12 protein-coding genes and 1 CRISPR repeat array are annotated in these 24,116 nt (G+C 35.6%); of the genes, 11 read left to right on the top strand and 1 reads right to left on the bottom strand.

Annotation, left to right across the window (positions count from 1 at the left end; genetic code table 11):
* Position 1: 1 nt before the first annotated feature.
* Entirely contained in the window at positions 2–2,941 is a 2,940-nt protein-coding gene (locus D0T53_RS10215) for a beta-L-arabinofuranosidase domain-containing protein (protein ID WP_185152993.1), read from the bottom strand.
* A 343-nt stretch (positions 2,942–3,284) separates the two neighbouring features.
* On the opposite strand from D0T53_RS10215, the gene cas9 reads away from it, so the two are divergent.
* The 11 genes from cas9 (at position 3,285) to D0T53_RS10270 (ending at position 23,976) form a co-directional block, all read left to right on the top strand.
* Entirely contained in the window at positions 3,285–7,709 is a 4,425-nt protein-coding gene (gene cas9 / locus D0T53_RS10220; protein WP_163267542.1) for a type II CRISPR RNA-guided endonuclease Cas9, read from the top strand.
* A gap of 367 nt (positions 7,710–8,076) precedes the next feature.
* Complete coding sequence (cas1, locus tag D0T53_RS10225) at positions 8,077–9,012, top strand: type II CRISPR-associated endonuclease Cas1 (protein WP_163267544.1); 936 nt, start codon at positions 8,077–8,079, stop codon at positions 9,010–9,012.
* A gap of 6 nt (positions 9,013–9,018) precedes the next feature.
* Complete coding sequence (gene cas2, locus D0T53_RS10230; RefSeq protein WP_163267546.1) at positions 9,019–9,357, top strand: CRISPR-associated endonuclease Cas2; 339 nt, start codon at positions 9,019–9,021, stop codon at positions 9,355–9,357.
* A gap of 260 nt (positions 9,358–9,617) precedes the next feature.
* Positions 9,618–12,019: direct repeats of the CRISPR family, unit length 46 nt; unit sequence ACTGTATATCCTCAGCTAATATACTAATTTGAAAGCTAATCACAAC.
* Positions 12,020–12,581: 562 nt separating this feature from the next.
* Positions 12,582–13,004 (top strand): hypothetical protein, encoded by a 423-nt coding sequence (locus D0T53_RS10235; protein ID WP_163267548.1) that lies wholly within the window; start codon positions 12,582–12,584, stop codon positions 13,002–13,004.
* An 88-nt stretch (positions 13,005–13,092) separates the two neighbouring features.
* Positions 13,093–13,881, top strand: a complete 789-nt coding sequence (locus D0T53_RS10240) for a T9SS type A sorting domain-containing protein (RefSeq protein ID WP_163267550.1) — start codon at positions 13,093–13,095, stop codon at positions 13,879–13,881.
* Between the two features lie 60 nt (positions 13,882–13,941).
* Positions 13,942–20,022 (top strand): FG-GAP-like repeat-containing protein, encoded by a 6,081-nt coding sequence (locus D0T53_RS10245; RefSeq protein WP_163267552.1) that lies wholly within the window; start codon positions 13,942–13,944, stop codon positions 20,020–20,022.
* 12 nt (positions 20,023–20,034) lie between these two features.
* Positions 20,035–20,904 carry a hypothetical protein gene (locus D0T53_RS10250; RefSeq protein ID WP_163267554.1) on the top strand — a complete coding sequence of 290 codons (870 nt, stop codon included), beginning with the start codon at positions 20,035–20,037 and terminating at the stop codon, positions 20,902–20,904.
* Between the two features lie 8 nt (positions 20,905–20,912).
* Positions 20,913–21,563 (top strand): hypothetical protein, encoded by a 651-nt coding sequence (locus tag D0T53_RS10255; protein WP_163267556.1) that lies wholly within the window; start codon positions 20,913–20,915, stop codon positions 21,561–21,563.
* A 198-nt stretch (positions 21,564–21,761) separates the two neighbouring features.
* Entirely contained in the window at positions 21,762–22,739 is a 978-nt protein-coding gene (locus tag D0T53_RS10260; protein ID WP_163267558.1) for a polymorphic toxin type 23 domain-containing protein, read from the top strand.
* A gap of 2 nt (positions 22,740–22,741) precedes the next feature.
* Complete coding sequence (locus D0T53_RS10265) at positions 22,742–23,329, top strand: hypothetical protein (RefSeq protein ID WP_163267560.1); 588 nt, start codon at positions 22,742–22,744, stop codon at positions 23,327–23,329.
* 26 nt (positions 23,330–23,355) lie between these two features.
* Positions 23,356–23,976, top strand: coding sequence for a hypothetical protein (locus D0T53_RS10270; protein WP_163267562.1), 621 nt, complete (start codon positions 23,356–23,358; stop codon positions 23,974–23,976).
* Positions 23,977–24,116 lie beyond the last annotated feature (140 nt).

Below are 24,116 nucleotides of genomic sequence, written 5' to 3' on the forward strand. Positions count from 1 at the left end.
TTCATTCATATGTTTCCATTCTTTCAAATGCTATTTTTAGTTTTTTTGAAGCATTTGCTATCATGTCATGTGTGCCGCTGCCGTCTCCTACATATTTCACAACCATTTCGGTGTATTCTATCGCTTCTATAAATGTTTTGTCCGATGAGTCGGTCTTCTTTGCGCGTTCGAGTAAAATTAGCAGTTCGTCCAAATCCTCAAGCTCAGGAAGGTTACCCGGCCTCATTGTATTGATAGCCGCATTGAGGGCAACAGCGGCTGCATTAACTTCGGGTTGGCTATGAGTTTCATTTTCGAGCACTTTTGCGGCAGAGGTAAGCTGCTTGATAAGGCGCCGATAGCCATAAGGTGCCCAAGGTGAGTGCTCCGGTACTTTTACAACAAGTGTATTCCATACTTCCTGAGCCGTTTTTCTTTCTTCGGCTACCAGTAAAAGCTCTTTCAATGTAGCTATATCTACCGACGAAAGTTGATTATCAGCTGCGACATTCGAGCCGTCGGTAACATTGATCCTGAAATAGTGGGTCGAGTTCTTGTGGCGATAATAGTCGGGGAGGAATGTTTTCCCATCGAGAGTGAGGGAATAAACATTGCCTTCAGCGCCTTGTGAATTTTTATCAGGTTTGTTGGCTACAACATTGTTCAAATGAGAATCGATATTGATAATTGCTTTATGCCAACTGTCTACATCGGTTGCAGTCATTGCTAATGGACCATACATAAGGGTTCCTGCCCACATCGGTGTAAACAGGGTGTTTGTTTCGTTCTGTGCTGTTGCGGCAATTTCCATCTTATCGGGTCCGTAGTCGATGTGTTTTGTAAAAGGCATGGTAATTTCCACAACATCTTTGTTTGTCCAATTGCGCAAAGGAATAGTAGCATAGGTTCCTGGTTTATAGTAAGAAGCTATCGAAACTCCGTTGAGCTTTATGTCGAAGCCTTCGGTTGCCCAGTAAGGAACACGCAATTTCATGTTGAATTTACCCTTGCCTTTGGTTACTTTAATAGACGATTGTTCAGCAGGCCACAGGCATTCTTGTTGTATTGTAATCTTTTGGGCGTCCCATGTTAATATTGTCGGCATATACAAAGCTACCCAAAGTGTATTGTTATTCTCGGAAACAAAATAGGCCGATTCCTGATATTTAACATGATTCTCGGAACCGGTACCGCCACAGCAAGTCGATTGCGGAGTATGATTGCCCCATGCTTTTGAAGCATTTAATCCTACTGCGTAGTGATAAGTTGTTTGATAATGAGTATGATTTAACGAACCAACTAATTGGTTGTAAAGAATACGTTCGTAATAGTCCATATATCTGGCATCATCGGGGTTAAAGCAGTTGAGGTCTTTTGTTAGTTTTGCCAAATTGTAAGCGCAACAAGTCTCGTTGATATGTGGTGACGGATGCAGGTTGCGCTGACTGTCGGAAGTGACATTCGTAGCCATACTAAGAATTTGCGTATAGGGTTGGCGGAACATTTCGCCATTACCCACACCTCCTGAAGAGTAGCGGTAACGGCCTTGTATCATTTCCCAGAAATTTTCGGCCAAATTATAATAATAAGGATCTTGATTTCCTCTGAAACTACGGAGTGCACTTGTGATTTTCGGAATGTGTTGATTGGCATGACGTGTACGAATGTCATCGATGTTTTTAGATAGTGGATCGTAAAACGCTGGACTGTCGAAATAAGTAGAGGCTTCGAGTAAACGCTTTTTTTCGGTAGGGTTGCTAACCATCTCAGATAGGCGCGCTAAAGATTCGCCGGTTCCTCCATCTTCGCCGGCAATGTAGATGTTCCACATTTCGTAACGGTTACCGGGGCGTGTCCTACGTTCATCTTGACTTCCATCGGTTTTTACATAAGTCCGATAGTGTAACCGGTTCCAAATCCATAAACCCATATCTTTGGCTATAAGAAGGGCTTTATCTGCAATCTTTTTATCATCAATGTAAGTAGCAATATCAATTAGTCCGGCCAATTGTTTATGTATGGAGTAATAAGGTGCCCACACCCAGTCTGAATTGTTGTAGGCACGGTACATTTCTATCAAAACAGGATGTTGTGCCGGAATAGCGTTAAGGTAGCCGTAGCCGTATTTTTTGTATTGTGTCTTGTAAGTATCGAAATCTTCCCATGTTCCTTTCATTTGCCGAAGCTCTTCTTCCGGAGCAAAATCGCGGGCTTCCCAGTATCGTCCTAACTCTTCATCCCAAATAAAGGTTCGCTCCTGACATTCACGTAATTCGTTTACCATTCGGGTAATATTGTTGCGTAAAAGATTTTTTTGTTCAGGGTTGGTTGTGCTTGCAAAAGCAAAAGCCAACGCTGACATGTAATGCCCCGAACCATGTCCTTTCAGTTTCGTTGTTGGAGAATCCCAGCCATCGGCTTGGGTATAGCCGTCGGTACTCAAACCGTAAGCATCACGGTAGTTATAAAGTTGTTGAGAAACATCCCAGCTCATAATCTCACGGATAGCAAGTTCACGGTTAGAAGTAAGTCTATTGTCTCCTGTAATGGTTACTTTGTTCAAAGGAATCGGCTCGGCAATCACAGTTTTGGATGGAATATGGTATGGTTCGCCAACTACTCTGACTTTGGCTGTAATGGGATAGCCGTTGGGTGTTTTATTGTCGCCGGTAATAAAACCTGTTATGGTGTATTCATTTCCGACCGGATGCAGAGCCGGATCGGCTTGGCTTAGTTCGGTGGTCAGCGCCGAATTAGACCATTTAACCTGACGATATTCCGATTTGCCGTCTGAATAGGTTGTCCAGACCTGATAAGGAAGTCGTGGTACTGTTCCTTTCGGACATTCGATACTGATCGGTTCAATTTGAGCGATTGTCCGAACACTTATCTCAGTTGAGAAAACAGGACAAAATGAGATCAATAACAGGAATGATATTAATGTATTTTTCAAAAAGGACATGTTCGATCTTATTTATTTGGTGGCTGTTTATAATTGTGTATAAAAATAAGTCAAATCGAGCAAATTTCATAATTCGAGCGCAACAGCCCAAAAAGGTTTTACGCTCTGTTGTTAATCAGAGGATTTTTGGATCAAGTTCAAGGGGGAGATGTTCTGCTTCGGATTTCAGGACGGGACATTTAGAAAAAAAGAAGACGGAAATTACTTTCCGCCGCCTTATTTGTTTTCACAACGGAATAATCCTTATTGTGATTAGCTTTCAATTTGACAAAAATAGTTCTTTTTATGTTAAAATCAAATTATTTTCATTAAATTGGTCGAAAAAACAAAGAACTTAGATTATATGAGCAAAAAAGTTTTAGGTCTAGATCTCGGTACAAATTCAATAGGCTGGGCTTTAGTAAACTACATAGAAAGTATTCAGGAAAATAAATTTCAACCCTCTGATATTATTGATATTGGCAGTCGTATCATACCTATGGACGCTGCCACATTAAGTGATTTTGACAATGGTAATCTGAAAACGCAGGCTGCCGAGCGAACAAGATATCGGAGCGCTCGTCGTCTTCTTGAAAGGTATTTATTGCGACGCGAGCGCTTGCATAGAGTGTTACATATTTTAGGCTTTCTGCCCGAACATTATGCTAAATGTATTGATTTTCAAAAAAAACAAGGTCAGTTCTTACCCAATACTGAGCCTAAGATAGCCTATTTTCTAAACGATGAAACCGGGAAATATGAATTCTATTTTAAAGAATCATTTGCAGAAATGATACAGGATTTTATCAAGTGTCAGCCCGAATTAGTAAAAGATGGCAAAAAAGTACCTTACGATTGGACTATCTATTATTTGAGAAAAAAAGCCTTGTCGGAACAAATATCGAAAGAGGAATTAGCTTGGCTGATTCTGCATTTCAACCAGAAGCGAGGCTACTATCAGCAAAGAGGAGAAGAAGAAGATATAAACGAGGCTAAAGAATACCAAAAACTACGAGTTGTTAATGTAGAGGATTCAGGAGATAAAAAAGGAGATGCTATATGGTATAATGTGCTTCTGGAAAACGGAGATACTTACAAGAGGTTGAGCAGAATGCCTCTCGATTGGATAGGTAAAACAAAAGAGTTTATTGTTACATCCAAGATAGATAAGAATAATAACGAAAGACGCACTTATAGTATCCCGACCGAAGGAGACTGGACACTGGTGAAAAAACGAACCGAGAAAGAAATAGACGAATCGTACAAAACGGTTGGTTCTTATATTTATGACACATTATTAATAGATCCTGATCAGAAAATAAAAGGGAAACTCATTCAAACTATAGAGCGTACATTCTATCGAAAAGAACTTAATCAGATACTAAATAAGCAGAAAGAATTTCATTCTGAGCTAAATAATCCCCAATTATATAGTCTTTGTATTGAGGATTTATATAAAAGTAATAAGGCTTATTGTAACAGTATCCGAAACAAAAACTTTGAGTATCTCTTTATTGATGATATTATCTTCTATCAACGCCCGCTCAAGAGTAAAAAATCATTGATCGAAAATTGCCAATATGAATACAGAACGTATAAAAACCCAAAAACAGAAGAAGTCGAAAAAGAATGTCTGAAATGTATTTCCAAATCGCATCCGTTATTTGAAGAATTCAGACTATGGCAATTTCTGAAAAACGTGAGAATTATCAGAAAGGAAGATCGTGTGGATGTTACTGCTCTGTATTTGCCTGATGACGACAGCTATGTTGCATTGTTTGATAGATTGAAGGAAAAGAAAGAAGTAGCAGAGAAGTCTTTATTATCATTAGTGAAAAGTGCTAAACTTAAAGATACTGAATATGCTTGGAATTATGGCGATCGCTCATTGCCAATGTGTCCTACACATGCCGAAATTGTAACTCGGCTTAAGCATGTTAAGTTGGATGAAAATTTTCTTACACCGCAAATAGAAGAACATTTGTGGCATATACTGTATTCTGTAAGCGATAAACAGGAGCTAGAGCAGGCTCTAGAATCTTTTGCTATAAAATATGAAATAGGGCATCTGGACGAATTTGTTGCAGAATTTAAAAAAGTTAAACCATTTGATAAAGACTATGCTTCATATTCGTCAAAAGCGATTAAAAAACTGCTTCCGTTGATGAGGATAGGAAAGTATTGGAATGAAAATGCCATTGATAAAAAGACAAAAGAACGAATCGATAAAATTATAGATGGAGAGCATTGTGAAACAATAAATGAGATAACCCGCGAAAAGGTGAAAAAAGAACTGGGTGAAGAATTAAATATCACTTACTTTAAAGGATTACCACTCTGGCTGGCTTGTTATGTAGTATACAATCGTCATTCCGAAGCAAGCGAAACAACAAGATGGAAATCGCCGGAAGATATAGATAAGTTCTTGAAAGCCTTCAAACAACACTCCCTTCGCAATCCGGTAGTAGAGCAAATTATTACAGAAACCCTACGAGTAGTACGCGATATTTGGGTAAAACATGGTAGTTTATCAGAAATACACATAGAATTAGGGCGTGAGATGAAGAACCCTGCAAATAAACGGCAGGAAATAACCCGCAGGAATCTAGAAAATGAAAATACGAACCTACGTATAAAAGCATTATTATCTGAATTAAAGAACGAGGGAAACGATGTGCGGCCAGAGTCATTATCTCAACAGGAACGCCTCAAGATATATGAAGAAGGAGTATTAGGTTCAGATATCGAAATACCGGAAGATATTATCAAAATTACCCGTCAGAAACAACCCTCACAATCCGAGATTGTGAGGTATAAGTGTTGGTTGGAACAAGGATATTGCTCTCCATACACGGGAAAGCCTATCCCTTTGGGGCGATTATTCACTAATGAATATGATATAGAACATATTATTCCGCAAGCCCGTTATTATGATGATTCGTTCAGTAATAAAATAATTTGCGAAAGTGCTGTCAATAAAGATAAAGGCAGCATGCTGGCCTGTGAATATATCAGATTGCAGGGAGGGAAGAATATTGAACTTGGCAATGGGAAACAGGTACTTGTTCTTTCTTCCAATGAGTATGAGGACTTTGTTAAACGTAATTTCAGAAACTCTCCTCTAAAAAAGAAAAAACTGCTGATGGACGAGATTCCAGACGATTTTATTGAGCGGCAAATGAATGACACACGCTATATCAGCCGATATATAAAAGGATTGTTGTCGAATGTTGTCAGGGAAGAAAACGAACAGGAAGCCACATCAAAAAATATAATTTCAATTACAGGAGCCGTAACATCGAAACTAAAAGAAGATTGGGGGCTTAATGATGTGTGGAATAAAATTGTTACTCCTCGTTTCGAGAGGCTAAACAAGCTGACTAACTCCGATAGTTATGGGTATTGGGTTGATAAACAGATATTCAGAGTTCAAGTGCCGGAAGAGAATCAGAGAGGATTCAGCAAAAAACGTATAGATCATCGGCATCATGCTATGGATGCGCTTGTTGTAGCATGTGCGACTCGCTCTCATGTTAATTATCTGAATAATCAGTCAGCCAAATCGTCTTTTAAGGAAACCCGTTACGATCTGAAAATGAAGTTATGTTCAAAAAACAAGCAGGGAAAGTGGTTGTTCGATAAGCCATGGAATACTTTTACGCAAGATACGCAATCGGCTCTGAACAATATTATTATCAGCTTTAAACAAAATCAGCGTATAATTAATAAATCGACGAATAAATATCAAAAATTCGAAGATGGTATCAAGAAATTGGATCCACAAGCAAGTGGCGATAATTGGGCCATCCGTAAACCATTGCATAAAGAAACTGTTTATGGAAGAGTGAATCTGCAGTTAAAGAAAATGGTTAGTTTGTCTGTCGCTTTAGACAATTGGAAAATGATCGTAGATAAGGATATACGTGATAAAATAAAATTGTTGTTTGATGAAAAGTTTGATAAAAAACAGATTCTAGTCTATTTCAAAAAAGTTGGAAATAGATACAATCAGAGAGATATATCAAAGCTTGAGGTATACTATTTTAGTGATGAAAAAGAACCTTTAGTTGCAACGCGTAAGGCGCTGGACAGTAGCTTTACTGTTAAAAATATAAATGCTGTAACAGATACAGGTATCCGTCAAATATTGTTGCGTCATCTCGAACAATATCAAGGAAAAGCAGAAGATGCTTTTTCGCCAGAAGGTATTGATGAAATGAATAAAAATATTCGAATTCTGAATAATGGCAAAGCTCATAAACCTATTTACAAAGTTCGCGTATCAGAAACTTTAGGTAATAAATTCAATGTCGGCAATCGAGGGAATAGAAAGGTGAAATATGTAGAAGCAGCACAAGGAACAAATTTGTTTTTCGCTGTTTATCAGACTGACGAAGGTAAACGCAGCTTCGAAACCATTCCTCTAAATGTTGTTATTGAAAATCTTAAGCGGGGAGAAAATGCCGCTTCTCCGACAAATGAGAAAGGTGAGAGATTGTTATTTACTCTTTCGCCTAATGATTTGGTATATGTTCCCTCCGAAGATCAATTGGAAAATAAGGTCAGCATAGAGGATGTTGAAAAGAATAAAGATAGGATATACAAATTTGTGAGTTGCACAGGAAACGAGGGACATTTTATCCCTTATTACATTGCATCGGCTATCGTTCCAACAACAGAACTGGGGGCAAATAATAAAGCTCAAAGATCTTGGACTGGTGAAATGATAAAAGAAATGTGTTTAAAAATAGAAATAGATAGATTAGGTAAGATAACGGAACGTATTTAGTAAATAACCTTGAAAGCTAATCACAACTAACTCTACATGTGTATAGTGAGTTCGAGCTTTTTATTTACTAAATACGTTAACAAACTGTCTCTCTAATGGGAAGAGAAGATGTTATAAATGAATTGTAAATGAACGCATCATCCATCCGACTCTTTTATTTAAGTTTCGTAAAGATATATAAATTTATATATGTAGAGTTATAAAAGTTAAATTTATTTATATGTAATATTTAACAGCATCTTATAAACATGATATAGTAATGTGTAATATACTAAAAACGTATTTTTCTTTATTTTTAACGAAATACAATCTGATTATTAGCTTAATAGTTTTTTGATGTTTTTTATTTAATCTAAAACCTTAGTTTATGATAAAGAAAACACTATACTTTGGTAATCCTGCATATTTGAGTTTGGCGAACAAACAAATGATAATAAAGTTGCCCGAAGTCGAAAATGCGAATGTTCCAGATTTATTCAAAGAACAATCTAAAAGAAGTGTGCCTATAGAAGATGTCGGAGTGGTTATTCTAGATAATAAACGGATCACTATTACACATGGACTGATAGAAGAGCTTCTGGAAAATAATGTAGCTCTTGTTACTTGCGATTCTTCACGAATGCCTGTAGGATTAATGCTTCCTTTGTGCGGGCATTCTACGCAGACCGAACATTTTCGCGAACAAATGGAAGCTACACTACCTCTTAAGAAGCAACTTTGGCAACAAACAATTAAAGCAAAAATTAAGAATCAGGCTATTCTTCTAGAATCAACAAGAAATATTGATTCAACCCCAATGTTCAAATGGGCTGACAATGTAAAAAGCGGAGATTCGGATAACTATGAAGCGCAAGCCGCAGCCTATTTCTGGATGAATATTTTTTCTGATATTCCTGATTTTCGCCGCCATAGGGAAGGAGTCCCTCCTAATAACTTGTTAAATTATGGTTACGCTATTTTGCGAGCGGTCATTGCCCGTGCTCTGGTTTCATCGGGGATGCTGCCATCGTTAGGCATTTTTCATAGAAATAAATACAATGCTTATTGCCTGGCTGATGACATTATGGAGCCTTATCGTCCAGTGGTCGATAAGGTTGTAATTGATATAGTCGACACTCGTTCTGATATATCAGAGCTGAATATCGAATTGAAACAAATACTTTTATCTATTCCTGCTCAGGATGTAATGATGAATGGGAAACGACGTCCTCTATTAGTTGCGGCATCGCAAACTGCGGCAAGTTTATACAAATGTTTTTCGGGAGAATTCCGCAAAATTGTATATCCTGATATAATTGTTTGATTGCAAATGAGCTTATCCAGATTAAACGAATACAGAATTATGTGGGTAATGGTATTTTTTGATTTGCCGACTGAGACGAAGAAAGAGCGAAAAATGTATGCGGATTTTCGAAAAAAACTAATACAAGATGGTTTTACTATGTTTCAATTTTCAATTTACTTACGACATTGTGTTAGTAGAGAAAATGCAGCTGTACACATTGCTAGAGTGAAAAAAAGCTTACCACCAAAAGGCTATGTCGGAATTTTATGTGTTACAGATAAACAATTTGAAGCAATGGAACTCTTTTATGAAAAAAAGGAAAAGAATATATCTACCCCATACCAACAATTGGAATTATTTTAGAAAACAAAGAATCAGGAATTTTCCTGATTCTTTGTTTGGATATACACATTTTTTTAAATCTAAATTTTGTTGTAATCTTTTGATATATAGCACTTATATTGAGGGTATACTGTATATCCTCAGCTAATATACTAATTTGAAAGCTAATCACAACCGCCGGTTGTAGGGTCTTCGTATATTATCAACTGTATATCCTCAGCTAATATACTAATTTGAAAGCTAATCACAACCGCCGGGTGGCAAAGCTGCGAAAGCAAAAGACTGTATATCCTCAGCTAATATACTAATTTGAAAGCTAATCACAACTTGTTGAACGAACCTTTGAGTGGTCGCCAAACTGTATATCCTCAGCTAATATACTAATTTGAAAGCTAATCACAACGTCAAGCCAAACAGGATTTGGAGGATTTGAACTGTATATCCTCAGCTAATATACTAATTTGAAAGCTAATCACAACCATGCCTTAAACCTGTCATTGTAAAAGTCGACTGTATATCCTCAGCTAATATACTAATTTGAAAGCTAATCACAACTCTCTGTGGTAAGCGCTTGTTATCCCCTATACTGTATATCCTCAGCTAATATACTAATTTGAAAGCTAATCACAACTGAAATCCCGTACAGATTCACATTATTTATACTGTATATCCTCAGCTAATATACTAATTTGAAAGCTAATCACAACTGAGAAAGAACGTAAAAAAAATGGTTGGAAACTGTATATCCTCAGCTAATATACTAATTTGAAAGCTAATCACAACTGAGCGGTTACGAAGCATTTATGACCGAATACTGTATATCCTCAGCTAATATACTAATTTGAAAGCTAATCACAACAATCCCGTACAGATTCACATTATTTATTTAACTGTATATCCTCAGCTAATATACTAATTTGAAAGCTAATCACAACACATGGCTTCTGCTGCTTGTGCGTCACGCAACTGTATATCCTCAGCTAATATACTAATTTGAAAGCTAATCACAACCTCTATTATACATGATTCAAAATTTTAATAACTGTATATCCTCAGCTAATATACTAATTTGAAAGCTAATCACAACTGCGTTCGTTTTTATGCCGGGGGTTCACATACTGTATATCCTCAGCTAATATACTAATTTGAAAGCTAATCACAACCCCGCACCGCTTAAACCGTCTCTTATTGCACACTGTATATCCTCAGCTAATATACTAATTTGAAAGCTAATCACAACTTAGATTTTTCGGCGTAAAATTGTATATTAACTGTATATCCTCAGCTAATATACTAATTTGAAAGCTAATCACAACGCTTCGCTTGATGCTGTTGCATTTGCTCCTACTGTATATCCTCAGCTAATATACTAATTTGAAAGCTAATCACAACTGATCTGTGATACTATTCTAAATACAGTCCACTGTATATCCTCAGCTAATATACTAATTTGAAAGCTAATCACAACCTCTTATGGCTTTTTCACATTCTTTTTTCGACTGTATATCCTCAGCTAATATACTAATTTGAAAGCTAATCACAACATAACCTACTCTCTCGCTTCTCTCTTGTAGACTGTATATCCTCAGCTAATATACTAATTTGAAAGCTAATCACAACTTAAAAGCTATACACACCTTACTTGATAAACTGTATATCCTCAGCTAATATACTAATTTGAAAGCTAATCACAACCTAGAGTAGTTATTACTCTAGTAGATTTATACTGTATATCCTCAGCTAATATACTAATTTGAAAGCTAATCACAACTAGTCGATTTTTGAGACTTTTTCCACTTACACTGTATATCCTCAGCTAATATACTAATTTGAAAGCTAATCACAACCAGTTTTCACACATTGACATGAGGGTTTGTACTGTATATCCTCAGCTAATATACTAATTTGAAAGCTAATCACAACGTTTTTTATTTTCTTCCATTCCAATAAAATACTGTATATCCTCAGCTAATATACTAATTTGAAAGCTAATCACAACGGTGTGTCGTCCATTCCTAAAAATACCCCTACTGTATATCCTCAGCTAATATACTAATTTGAAAGCTAATCACAACTAAAAAGCTATACACACCTTACTTGATAATACTGTATATCCTCAGCTAATATACTAATTTGAAAGCTAATCACAACATTATATTGTAAATGTATTGATTTTTTTATACTGTATATCCTCAGCTAATATACTAATTTGAAAGCTAATCACAACCGTTAGTTAATTTAGCACTATACTACTTGAACTGTATATCCTCAGCTAATATACTAATTTGAAAGCTAATCACAACTTTGTTTCTACTGCCTCTCTTTCTGCTTCGACTGTATATCCTCAGCTAATATACTAATTTGAAAGCTAATCACAACCGTTGCCGAACAGGCCAAAGCTGCAGCAATACTGTATATCCTCAGCTAATATACTAATTTGAAAGCTAATCACAACACTTTTCATCATTTAACCTTTGTTCTTCTTACTGTATATCCTCAGCTAATATACTAATTTGAAAGCTAATCACAACTTCAATCCATTCATCACTTTTACTTTCATCACTGTATATCCTCAGCTAATATACTAATTTGAAAGCTAATCACAACCATCCAATAATGGGTCAAGTATATTTTCATACTGTATATCCTCAGCTAATATACTAATTTGAAAGCTAATCACAACGCTGCATTTGGTTGTCCTTCCGTTTTGGTTACTGTAATCCGCGTCAGGAATTCCCTTCGTTTCGATCTGGAGGAACTCGATACATGGATGAGATCGGGAGCACCAAAAATCATAAACCTTGGGCTTCAAAAACTCAAAGAAAATAACGATAGTCAAACAACAAATAACATTAATAATTCATTGTAATTTTTCGTTCGTCGGGAGGAGTGGCCTCTCCGCTGGGTGATTCCCGACCGATGAGTTATTTGTATTTTCTATTTCTCAATTTTGGGACTCTTTAGATAGCTGATTAATCCCGATTATTGATCCACATTGTATTATTTTACTTCCTTTGTAAAACAAGCAAATCATTGTATCATCTGCTCAAAAGTTTTTTCCTTTATTACGATTTTCCTCCTTTTCTAAAAATATCATTATCCTTCAACTCTAACTAACTCTGTTTTGGCTGTAATCATCAGAGGAAAATGTAAAATAAGGAAAATATTTAAGCAATTAGTTCTGTATATTAAATAATATTTATATTTTGCAATAATTAAGTTAATTAATCCATGAATAGAATATTATGAAAATCAAGTTTTACTTTTTATTGATAGGAATATTGTTCCTGATCACAGGAAAAAATTTCGGGGCCTCTAACTTTGAAAAGATACAAAATAATGACTCTATAACTCTAATTCAATCAACAGATAAGGTTATCGAAATATGGAAACAAAATATAACCTTGACTGCAGAGCAGGAAATTCTGATGCGACAAAATACAATAGAGTATTTGGCTAAAAGAAAAAAGATACTGGGAGACGTAAAGAACGATAGCAAAAAAAAGTTAACCGAAGATCAAAAAAAATCTTTAAGTGAAGTTGGGCGTTCCTATCGGGAGGGTATTGATACGCTTTTGACCGAAGAACAAAAAGCCAAACTGGAATATAACAGGGAAGTAAAGAAAGCTACTGTAAATAAAATTGCAGAAAAAAGTAGTCCAAAGTAATATGAATTGGAATACTTCTCATAAATACGGTTGATTTTTATCTTTATTAATTTCCCAATTCTACTAGTTTACCTAAAATGATCTGATTATGAAAAAAATAATAATTCTTTGCTTTTTTACTTTCTGTATTCAAATATCAATACAGGCACAGTCGGTTATAAGAAATTTTGGTTTATTCGAATATGAGTGTTCCGACTCTGAAATAGTGTGGGATATAGATGTAGTTACTACAGGACATCTTTTTCTGATGCTTTATGTAGATATACAGGAGTATTGGGACGGTATATATGTATACAGCATCGACAATTTGGGAAATGCTGTCCTGCAAACAACCCTAACCGGTAACGATACAGGTATAATCCGCTCATTGTACCCAAACGGAAAAATGCGGATAGTATTCCTGCCCGAATATCCCGAGTATAGGGATGAGAACTTCTGGGGGCTTATAGAAATAGGGGTTTATGAAAATAAGAAGATTTCTTATTCTTATGATGCCTCAGGCAACCGGATAGGTCGTAGCATAGTTCTTGAAACATCACCCGGTTTACGATCCGCTGCATTTGATAGAGAATCGCAAGAAGAAACTGTTTATGAAGAAACATTTGAATACCAAATCGATAATGAACTACAAGATGCCAACATATTGATTTATCCAAATCCGACCCATGGACAACTTGCTGTCGAAATAAACAATGTACCACAAGAAATGGTAGGTGAAGTTTATTTAATAAAAGGCAATAATCAATTAATAAGTAAAAAAACTATAAGAGCAGATCAGAAAACAGAATTTGACTTAACTACGCAAAATCCGGGAGTTTACCTGTTAAATATCAAAATAGGCAATAGTATTTCCACTTGGAAAATCATTAAGCATTAGTATAAAGCATTGTTTTCAATAAATAAAGACAGATTATCCTTCTTCTAAATTAAAATAGCTATGAAACACAAATATATATTACTTGTATTCTTTTACTTGGTATTTAATATCGTTAACTCCTTAAGTGTTCTACAAGGACAGGATTTTAATTACCCCGTTAATCCGGATTTATCCAGTACAGCAACAGAGGCTGTCGGTTCTTTAAACGGAGAATTAAATGTTTCGAATATAGGAGCCGCAACATATTCGATGCCTATCGATGTTTCATTAGGTGTTGGCGGTATGCAACCGTCTTTAGCAATCGCATATAATAGCCAGGGTGGTAACGGTCTGGTAGGATGGGGCTGTAATTTATCAGGGCTTTCGGTTATTAGCCGTACCCCGAAAACCATTTATCATGATGGTGAGGCTAAAGGAATAACATACCATGCTGATGATGCTTATATGTTAGATGGACAACGGTTAATCCTGGTTTCGGGAACTGCCGGACAGGAGGGAGCGGTATATTCACCCGAAGCCGACCCGTTTACAACCGTAACCGTGTATGGAGCATATAACAGTTCTACTGCCAGCACTTGGTTTGAAGTAAAATCGTCAAATGGAATGAAATATCGTTTAGGCACATCTTCTTCATCTAGGCAAACTTATAGCATAGATGGCTCTCCGAGGATTAATGCTTGGTATTTAAGCTATGCAGAAGACCCTTTGGGGAATTATATAGATTACACATATACAAAAAATAACTACTTTGTATACCCTAATACAATAACTTACGGAAAGAATAAAAACGGAACAAATAGCCTTCAAAATACTGTTACCTTTAATTATGAATCCCGTAATGATGTAATGCCTTTTGTTATGGAAGGAATTAAAGGTTCTGTATCACGACGGTTAAAAAGCATAACATCAAAAACAGGAAATGAAACATATCGCATTTATGAATTTGTTTATAACACTACGGGAGATGCCGGAGGTACAAAATTCTCCCGGTTAACAGATATTGTAATAAAGAACAGCGAGGGACAGGCACTCAAGCCAACAAAACTGAATTGGGAATATTTGCCCGCTTTTTCTTCAACCTCTACAACTATACCCAGCGTACAGAACAACCCTTTTCATAATAAACCTTTTGATGACCAGACTTTTACGGCAATGGATGTGAACGGCGATGGACTGACTGATTTGGTTGGTATATATCAATATGAAGGTATATTTAGTGCCAGTGCATATTGTGCTTCATTGGATGAAAACGGAGAGATCCGATTTACATATGATAGGTCATGGCTTCTAGGCACAAGTATTTATTGTAATTTTCAGGGATTCTCGCCAATTGATATTGACGGTGATGGAATAAATGAAATTCTGGTTCCTACATTATATACAGATTTGAATGCAGAAGTTGTTGAATTCGTATTATTTAATTCCCAACGCACTATACCATCAAGTTTTAGCCACGCAATAAGTAAAGGCCGCCAGATGCCTGTTTATGCAACCGGAGATATGAATAACGATGGAAAGACTGATGTTATTTTTATTGAAAAGGAAAAAAATACCGATAAATATATTTGTAAAATAACAACTTTTTCGGGAGCTAATTTCAGTAGCCATCAAATTAATTTGACGATACCATCTACACCTGAAAAGATGTTTATATCCGATTACAACGGAGACGGATTAAACGATATGTTGGTTTTCTACAATGGTGGGTATACTATTTTCTGGAATCAGGGAAACGGGATATCGCCTACGACTCTTTCCGACAATAATAAAACCGCAGGAACAAACATCGGCAACGTTTGGATGATACGTGATGGGGATTTTAATGGAGATGGCTTGTCTGATTTTATAATGAATGCCTCGTACGAAAATAAATGGTATTTCGCTTTAAACAACGGGGACGGTACATTTACTAAAACATTAGCCTGTACTTTGGAAATTTTCGATCAGGGAACAAGTGCAGATAATGATAAATTCACTTGCTTAGTTTATGATTTTGATTTTGATGGAAAATCGGATGTTGTTATAAGCAAAGCTATGTACAACACTACAATGGGTACTACAAATGTTCCTATTACTATTGTTACTACAAATACTCATTGGATGCGTTCGACAGGAAATACACTTACGGAAATAGTGGCAAGAACTTCTAACAAAGAATATCATGCGAAAGCATCTCGTTATGTATTAGGAGATTTCAGAGGAACGGGGCAATTGCAACTAATGAATTATGGATACGATTGTGCCTCTTCCGTAGGAGATTCTCCAACTACTAATAAATGGAGGTTGTATAACAATAACTATGACGCAAATCAGGGTAAAGTGGTGCGGATTACAGATGGCTATGGGGCCACATCCGAAATTACATATACTACACTTGCCAATGACATTGTATACACAAAACAGAAAGATGGTGATTCTAATGCTCAATACCCTGTAGCAAACTATCAATTACCTATCCATACTGTTTATATGGTAAAAGATAAAGGGGTAACCACAACCTATCAATACGGAGGCCTCAAAGTTCATTTGCAGGGAAAGGGTATGCTCGGTATGTTCTATAGCAAAATATATAATACAACTCATGATGTAGCAACTGAATCGAAAACTTATTTTGACAATAACTTTTATCTGCCTGAGACAGTATACACCGAAACTACAGAATCAAGAATTAAAACAGGGGAAACCGAAACATATTTTACAGCAGTAGATAAGGGAAATAAAAAATACTTTTATTATCCTCGTGAAGTAACCAAGATAGATGAGTATAACAATACTGTATTTAATTCGTATGCTTATAATACAGATTATGGCTATCTGGCATCCGAAAGTTCCTATATCCATAATCAAGACATGTATAAGAAGGTAGAATACGGCAACCATGTATTGGCAGGAGGCACATATAAACCACGACTGATAACCACGACACAGAAACATGATGACGAAAACAGTGTTTTTACTCAAAAACAATATATATTGTACAATGGCACCTACGGTTACCCGATACAGGTCACTGAAAATTATGGTTCGTCTTTGCCATTTTCGACCTATTATACATACGATATCTTTGGTAATGTTTTAACAACACGGACAAATGAACCGTTGATCGAGTATACCGAATATGATGCTACAAAGCGATTTGTAACTAAAACCTATACTGTTCCGGCATCGGAGGTAGCTACATTCACTTACGACACATGGGGGAATGTGCTGACTGAAAAAGACGAGACCAGCAGTACTAATATACTGACAACTACCCATACCTACGATAATTGGGGAAACCCTGTATCTACCGTTTATGCGGATGGAAGAAGAGAAACTTTTCATTCGGGATGGGGTATTAACAGTGGTAGTTATAGTAGTAAAAGTTATTTCTCAGTAGTTCAAGGCGACGGTAAGCCCTGGGTGAAAACATGGTATGATAGTTATGGACGCGAAGTGGAAATTGAGACTATAGGGGCTAAAAATATAAGCATAAAACAATCGAAGATATATAACACTAAAAATCAACTTGTAAATGAAACTTCCCAGCGAGGGAATCTTACAACTTCGATGTCATATGCATACGACACACGAGGGCGTTTGCAGCGTACTACAAGCAGTACCGGAAAGATAGAAACATACGGTTATGGAAACCGCACAAATACGGTTACATCCAATGGACGGTCATATACTAAAACATACGATGCATGGGGGAATATAAAAACATCTACCGATCCTGTATCTACCGTCAGTTACACTTATGCATCGTTAGGAAAACCAAAGACTATAACAACAGGAGGAGCTACTCTTTCGATGACATATTACGATACAGGAAACCAAAAGACATTAACCGACCCCAACGCCGGAACTACATCCTATATATATGATGCTGCCGGGCGGGTTACCCAACAGAGCAGAGCCGGTAAAACAACCACCAATGTGTATGACGCGCTAGGTAGGCTAACTTCGTCGGTCACAGACGGGCTTACAACAACCTATACCTATGGTACATCGGGCAATAGCTTGTTACGCTTGAGTAAGGTACAAGTTGGTAGTGGCGATAAGTATAGTTATTTTGGTTATAGCTACGACCAATATGGACGTATGTTAAGAAAAATCGATTATCTTTATGATAAATCAAACGGGGGAGCATCATCTTTTACCTCTACTTATACATATAACGATTTGGGACAATTAAGTAATATCGGTTACTCGGGTGGTCCATCGGTTGACAGGCAATACGATGCTTACGGGAATCTGGCGAAGGTATCAGTCGGAACGCAGGATATATGGGAGTTGACAAATAACACAGGTTTAATTAAAGAATCGAAGATGGGAGGAATAATCACTTCCACACGAACACTGAATACGAAGGGATTTTTAACCAGTCAGAAATCAGTTATAGGTTCTTCCACTCTTCATAATATGACTTATACGTTTGATGGGACGACGGGTAATTTAACCTCACGCACGGGTATGATAGGGCAAACCGAATCTTTTACCTATGATAATCTGGACAGGCTTACTACAGTTAAGCACAACAATTCTGTTGTTATGCAGATGGATTATAAAGCCAATGGGAATATCGATTTTAAAACGGGACTGGGACAATACAGCTACTTGTCATCCAAACCCCATGCATTACAGTCGGTTGAAGATGACAGTATGATACCCGATACGCAGCAAGAGGTTTTGTATAACGGTTTTAATAAGGTTTCGCAAATAAAAGAGACGCCCGGCAGTTCAATTAAAAAGTCCCATTCTTTAAATATAGATTATGGGGCAACAGAGCAAAGACGCAGAAGTATATTAAAACGACAAAACGGAACTACCAGAACTGTACATTATGCAGGAAATACCGAATTGGTGCAAGATACACGATCTCCCAGCATGTCTGCCCGATTGCATTATATTTACGCAGGCGATGGCTTGGCGGCTGTATATGTAGGAACTGCTGCTAGTGGAAAAATCTACTATGTACATAAAGACCATTTGGGGAGTATAGTTAAACTGACCGAAGGTAACGGAACGGAAGTGTTCAAGGCTTCGTACGATGCATGGGGCAAACAGACTATAAGTAACAATACATTTGCTTTTCATCGGGGTTACACGGGTCATGAGCATCTACCGGAGTTTAACCTGATTGACATGAACGGACGGGTATACGACCCTATGCTCTCTCGCTTCCTGTCGCCCGACCCTTATGTACAAATGCCCGATTTGAGCCAGAATTTCAATCGCTATTCGTATTGTTTGAACAATCCGTTAAAGTATACGGATCCGAGTGGGGAATTATTTTGGATGGCAATTGCAGGCCCTATAATCTTTAATAGTTTGAATGCCGGATTCTCTGCTAAATTTGAAGGAGGTAACTTTTTTAAGAGTTTTGCTATTAGTGCAGTAACAACGGCAGCAACCATTGGTGTATCGCAATATTTTGGCGGTCTGAATGTTTCAGGCATAATGCCAAATGGAGCATTGCATGCGGGGATAAATGTAACCACACAAGGAGTGGCAAATGTGATTTCGGGTAATAAATTCTTTGACGGATGGGCTATTAACGCAGGTATAGGCTTTGCCCAAGGAGCAAATGCCGGATATCAGTTGTCAAAAAAGAATGGACTAAATTATTGGTGGGGAAATGAAGTGAAATACAGGAGAACTCAAAAATCCTTTTTTAATATTAACAATCCTCTTGTTTTAAAATATGAATATGTAGATATGGAACTTCTTGAAACAATAGATTGTGATGGTATGTCATTTGGCGCAACTCATTCGAAAATAATGTCTTCAGAAGATTGGCAGAAAAAATTGAAATCATATATAGTAATAGGAGAAGATGGTAAAGAATATCTTGACTATAACCAAGTTTATCGTGATTTCGGAATAAAACACTCTGAAATAGGTATAGATTATGAAAAGTTAGCAAAATATCACAAAGAGGGTTATAATAAAGGGCATGTAAGAGTAAAAGAATATTATTCCGAGAGAGATGGCAAATATTTACCACACAGGATGTATCTGAAAAAAGTAGAATATGTACCTGGGAAATATTTCAAAATTCATGTAGGAGATCCAGGAAATGCAGATATTAATATGAAGTATAATCTATTAAATGATAATTTACCTTTTGAATTTAATACATTTTCTATATTTAAATAAATCACTGTTAGTATGAGAATTATAAATATTATTTTATTGATATTGGTTTTTAATTGTGGGTTATATTCCCAAATAATCAAACCTGAAGTATATAGATGTAATAGTCATAAGCAGAATGATCTGGTAGTAATACAAGAAGGTACATTATTTTTAATTATGGATAGAGGATGGTATTATTTATATGCAGGTAAATTTGCAGATAACTATATATGTCATATTCCTATACTTGATATAAACTATGGGACAATTAAATCATCTTTAGAAAATAAAGATAGAGAGACAAAACTCATTATAGAAAATACAGCTTATATGCCTCCCTATTATAAAAAAGATAGTTTATTATTGGGTGTTAGAAATCCGTTTGTCGTATTTTATGATTCAATTAATAATATTAAGTTTTCAAAAACGATAGGTGATGGCGTTTTGCAAAATCAAAAGAGAATATTTTCATTACCTATCAAATTTATTCAAGATAAACATATTAATTGGATTCATAAAAATTCAAAATATCTAGAAAAGAATCAAATACCAGATACGCTAAGATATGATTATATAAGTTTTTCTTTTGCTGACGAAAAGAATTATACTGAGTCTGTTTTTGTGAAAAATAATTATACAATAAGAGCAGAAATCTATTTTTATCCCTTAACAAGATTTATGAAAACTAAAAAAGTGAAATATAAATTGAAGAATGAGAATTTAATAATAGAATATCCTGACGAATTCTTAGAACCGGTTTATCCACTAAATAAGTCAAAGAAAAAATATAGAAAAAAAGAAATGAAATTTGAGCGAATTTCGAAAAATGAATTAACTGAAAAAGAAAAAGCTTTGTTTTATTATATGCTAAATAATTTGGATAATAAAGAAAATAAATACTAAATCGTCATATGAAAGAGCTATTATATGTTATAATTATTAGTTGGATATGCGTTTTTAATGGCAATACCCAAAATATATTTCAGCAGATAAAAGCATCTTATCAAATGCTTGATTCTATTACATATATAAAAAAAGCATGCTTAAAAGAATGTTGTAAATTTGATTCGGATGATGATATAATTTGGTGCTATAACAAATGGAAAAATGACAAGATACCTAAAACAGAAGTTGTATTCACTTTAAATATAGATATTGATTCAACATCAATATATACAGAAGATTATATAAAATTGGACACAAATGAATATAATTTTTCACTTATTTTTTTTGATGAACAATGGCAAATAAAATATCATATAAGCTTTGCTAATAATAAGATTTATCCGTTTTTGAATGAATTTATAGGAGATAGATATGTAAAAAAATTTGTATCTGGATATAAAAAAGTAATAAAAATCAATCCTAAGTATATATTAAGGAGCTTTCGTTTACCATATACAATATTATATATTCAAAATGATATGGATGAAAAGATATATTTATATCAAATTTGGGAAGAAAAAACATATGAATTAGATGAGTATATGAAAATTATAATGGATAAAAATAATAAGGATAATTACCGCTATCGTTATCTAAATGGTGTCATTGAATGGTGATAAAAGTCCTTGTGTTTTAAAGTAAATGTGAATTAAAATAAAATTATTTCTGTCAGAAATGTCAGGTTTTGCAAGTGAACAGGCGCTTTAAGCTACTCAAAGGATGATGTAATTATAGCTAGATAGAATTGCGATCTTTAAATTGTATAAACAGGTATTCTTAACAATCCTCTCAAGTATACTGGTGAATGGTTTTGGTTGATACCTGCGGCAATAGGTTTTGCATCGGGGTATGTAGGGCATGGAATGACCACCAATAATTGGGGAATGAAGGCTGTATATTCCGGAGCATTTTCGGCTGCAGCTGCTACTATTGGATATGGGGTAGCCGGTTTTTCTCCCGCATCGTCAATGGGCAATGTATTTCAACATTTTTCTACCGCAGGAGCTTTAAAGTATGGGGCTATGTTTGCCGCCAATACAGCTCTGTCACACGTAATTCCTTCTGCGAATATACCATTTGGTAATTCTGGTTTTGGAATTTCATTAAATCCGGTAGCTATGATGACAGCAGGCATTAGCTCTTCGGCCGGAGGAGGCTTCCGTTTCGGAGCAGGAATAAGTGCCCATCAAAGAATTGGAGACTGGACTTTGAGTGCGGGATTAAGTTCTCAAGGCAAAGGTTTCGGAAATGCTTTTCTCGGAGCTTCGTACGATGATGGCACTCGAGGATTTTCCTATCATCATAATTGGTATATGCAAGGAGGTACACAAAGAACAGGGACAATAGGAGCAAGAGCAGGTGATTGGTCTTTACGATGGGAAAACGATGTACTTGCCCGAAATGGAGACAGATTCAGAAGTAATGCTACGGAATTAGGATATAAAAACTATTTAGTAGGTACAAACGTATATACAACTGATCCTGTTGATTATGAAAATAGAGATTATAATAATAATGGATCAAATATTTTTAACAATAAAAATGGGACATATAAAGATGGATACCAACTATCTAGTCCTCTTTATATAGGGAAGAAGACTAAATATGGAATGACCCGAGTAGGACTTAATCGTTCTGAATTCGGCGACTTTTTCCAAAATGGATTCCATCATTTAAAGTTACCATTCATTGTCTGGGGCTTTGATGCTATGAGTTCTGGAAATTTCCAATTAGGAAATTATAGTAATATTTATTATCAATCAGGCAGATATATGCCAAATTCGTTGTATTAGTTATGAAAATAAGTATTGTAAAAATTATATTATTAATATTATCAGTATCTACTTTACAGACTTGTACTGTATTATCTGTTTTTTTTAGGCCATCAGGATTCATTTATAAATATGATGGAAAATATACTAGCTTGGATACATTAATTGACATTGATGGCTATTATAAAAGTAATGAACCGATACTTCAATTGTATCCTTCACATAAAACCCAGATACCTCTTTATTCGTGCATAATGTTTTATAGAGATGGCCTAGTGTGCTGTTCTTCAACAGGAACACCATATGAATCATTCAAAGATGGGCTATATCCTGTAGGATGGGGCACTTATATTATAATGGGGGACACTATTAAATGTCAATTTATACCTAAAGAGTCTGTAGAAAACGGAGCACCTATTACAAATCGTAATTTTTTAATAGTTTCAATTAGTGAACTTAAAGAAATTTGTCCAGTGCACCTGAATGATGATAATTATTCATTTCATCCATTAGAAAACCGTATAGATTCGACCAATTGGTTGTTAAAGAAAAAATGGTTTTGGGAGAAAGATGCTTATGAAAAATATAAAGAAAAATTAAAGCAGGAATAAATGTAACCACACAAGGAGTAGCAAATGTGATTTCGGGTAATAAATTCTTTGACGGATGGGCTGTTAACGCAGGTATAGGTTTTGCCCAAGGAGCAAATTCCGGATATCAGTTGTCAAAAAAGAATGGGCTAAATTATTGGTGGGGAAAGAAGGTTATGGATGGTAGAACTCAATGGTCTTTTTTTACGTCTGAGAAACCATATTTTTCTTCTCGACTTTCTATTAAAAGTGTTTCTGTTACAGGTAAGAATGTTTGTATTCCTGAAACTTTATTTGAATTGGAAAAATCTAAAGGAGGAACACGTACTCTTGAAGACTTTAAGAAAAGTACAAACTGGAAAGAAGATGTTGGCGTAGTTTTAAATAAAGACAAAGAATCATACAGTAATTTTATTGCCAAACAAGGATTTGAAAATGAAGTGTTAAATGTAGATGATATAGGAAATGTAGCTTTCGTGCAAAGCGTAACTGATAATAATCAAAATATCACTATTGTTTACGAACGAGATGGGATAAGACATGCTATAAATGCAAGAGGAGTTGACTTTTATCGAAGTGGTAAAACAAAAATTTTAGGCAGAGAGGAAAATCTTTGGTTGAAAGATTTAAATAGTCGAGAAAGAACATATTATTTTCTAATAAAATAAACTATTAATCATATGATATGAAAAAGATATTTATTATAAGTCTGATGTGCTGTATACATTTTCATATAGCTGGACAATATAAAAATATAGACAGAATTAATGATTATTATCAATTAATAAATAAAAACCAGATAATTGAT

The sequence above is a fragment of the Dysgonomonas sp. 216 genome (assembly GCF_010501065.1).
GTDB lineage: Bacteria > Bacteroidota > Bacteroidia > Bacteroidales > Dysgonomonadaceae > QVMM01.

Bases quoted from the DNA above. Each gene is read 5' to 3' on its own strand.
- D0T53_RS10215 (WP_185152993.1), bottom strand. From the start codon at position 2,941: ATGTCCTTTTTGAAAAATACATTAATATCATTCCTGTTATTGATCTCA.
- cas9 (WP_163267542.1), top strand. From the start codon at position 3,285: ATGAGCAAAAAAGTTTTAGGTCTAGATCTCGGTACAAATTCAATAGGC.
- cas1 (WP_163267544.1), top strand. From the start codon at position 8,077: ATGATAAAGAAAACACTATACTTTGGTAATCCTGCATATTTGAGTTTG.
- cas2 (WP_163267546.1), top strand. From the start codon at position 9,019: ATGAGCTTATCCAGATTAAACGAATACAGAATTATGTGGGTAATGGTA.
- D0T53_RS10235 (WP_163267548.1), top strand. From the start codon at position 12,582: ATGAAAATCAAGTTTTACTTTTTATTGATAGGAATATTGTTCCTGATC.
- D0T53_RS10240 (WP_163267550.1), top strand. From the start codon at position 13,093: ATGAAAAAAATAATAATTCTTTGCTTTTTTACTTTCTGTATTCAAATA.
- D0T53_RS10245 (WP_163267552.1), top strand. From the start codon at position 13,942: ATGAAACACAAATATATATTACTTGTATTCTTTTACTTGGTATTTAAT.
- D0T53_RS10250 (WP_163267554.1), top strand. From the start codon at position 20,035: ATGAGAATTATAAATATTATTTTATTGATATTGGTTTTTAATTGTGGG.
- D0T53_RS10255 (WP_163267556.1), top strand. From the start codon at position 20,913: ATGAAAGAGCTATTATATGTTATAATTATTAGTTGGATATGCGTTTTT.
- D0T53_RS10265 (WP_163267560.1), top strand. From the start codon at position 22,742: ATGAAAATAAGTATTGTAAAAATTATATTATTAATATTATCAGTATCT.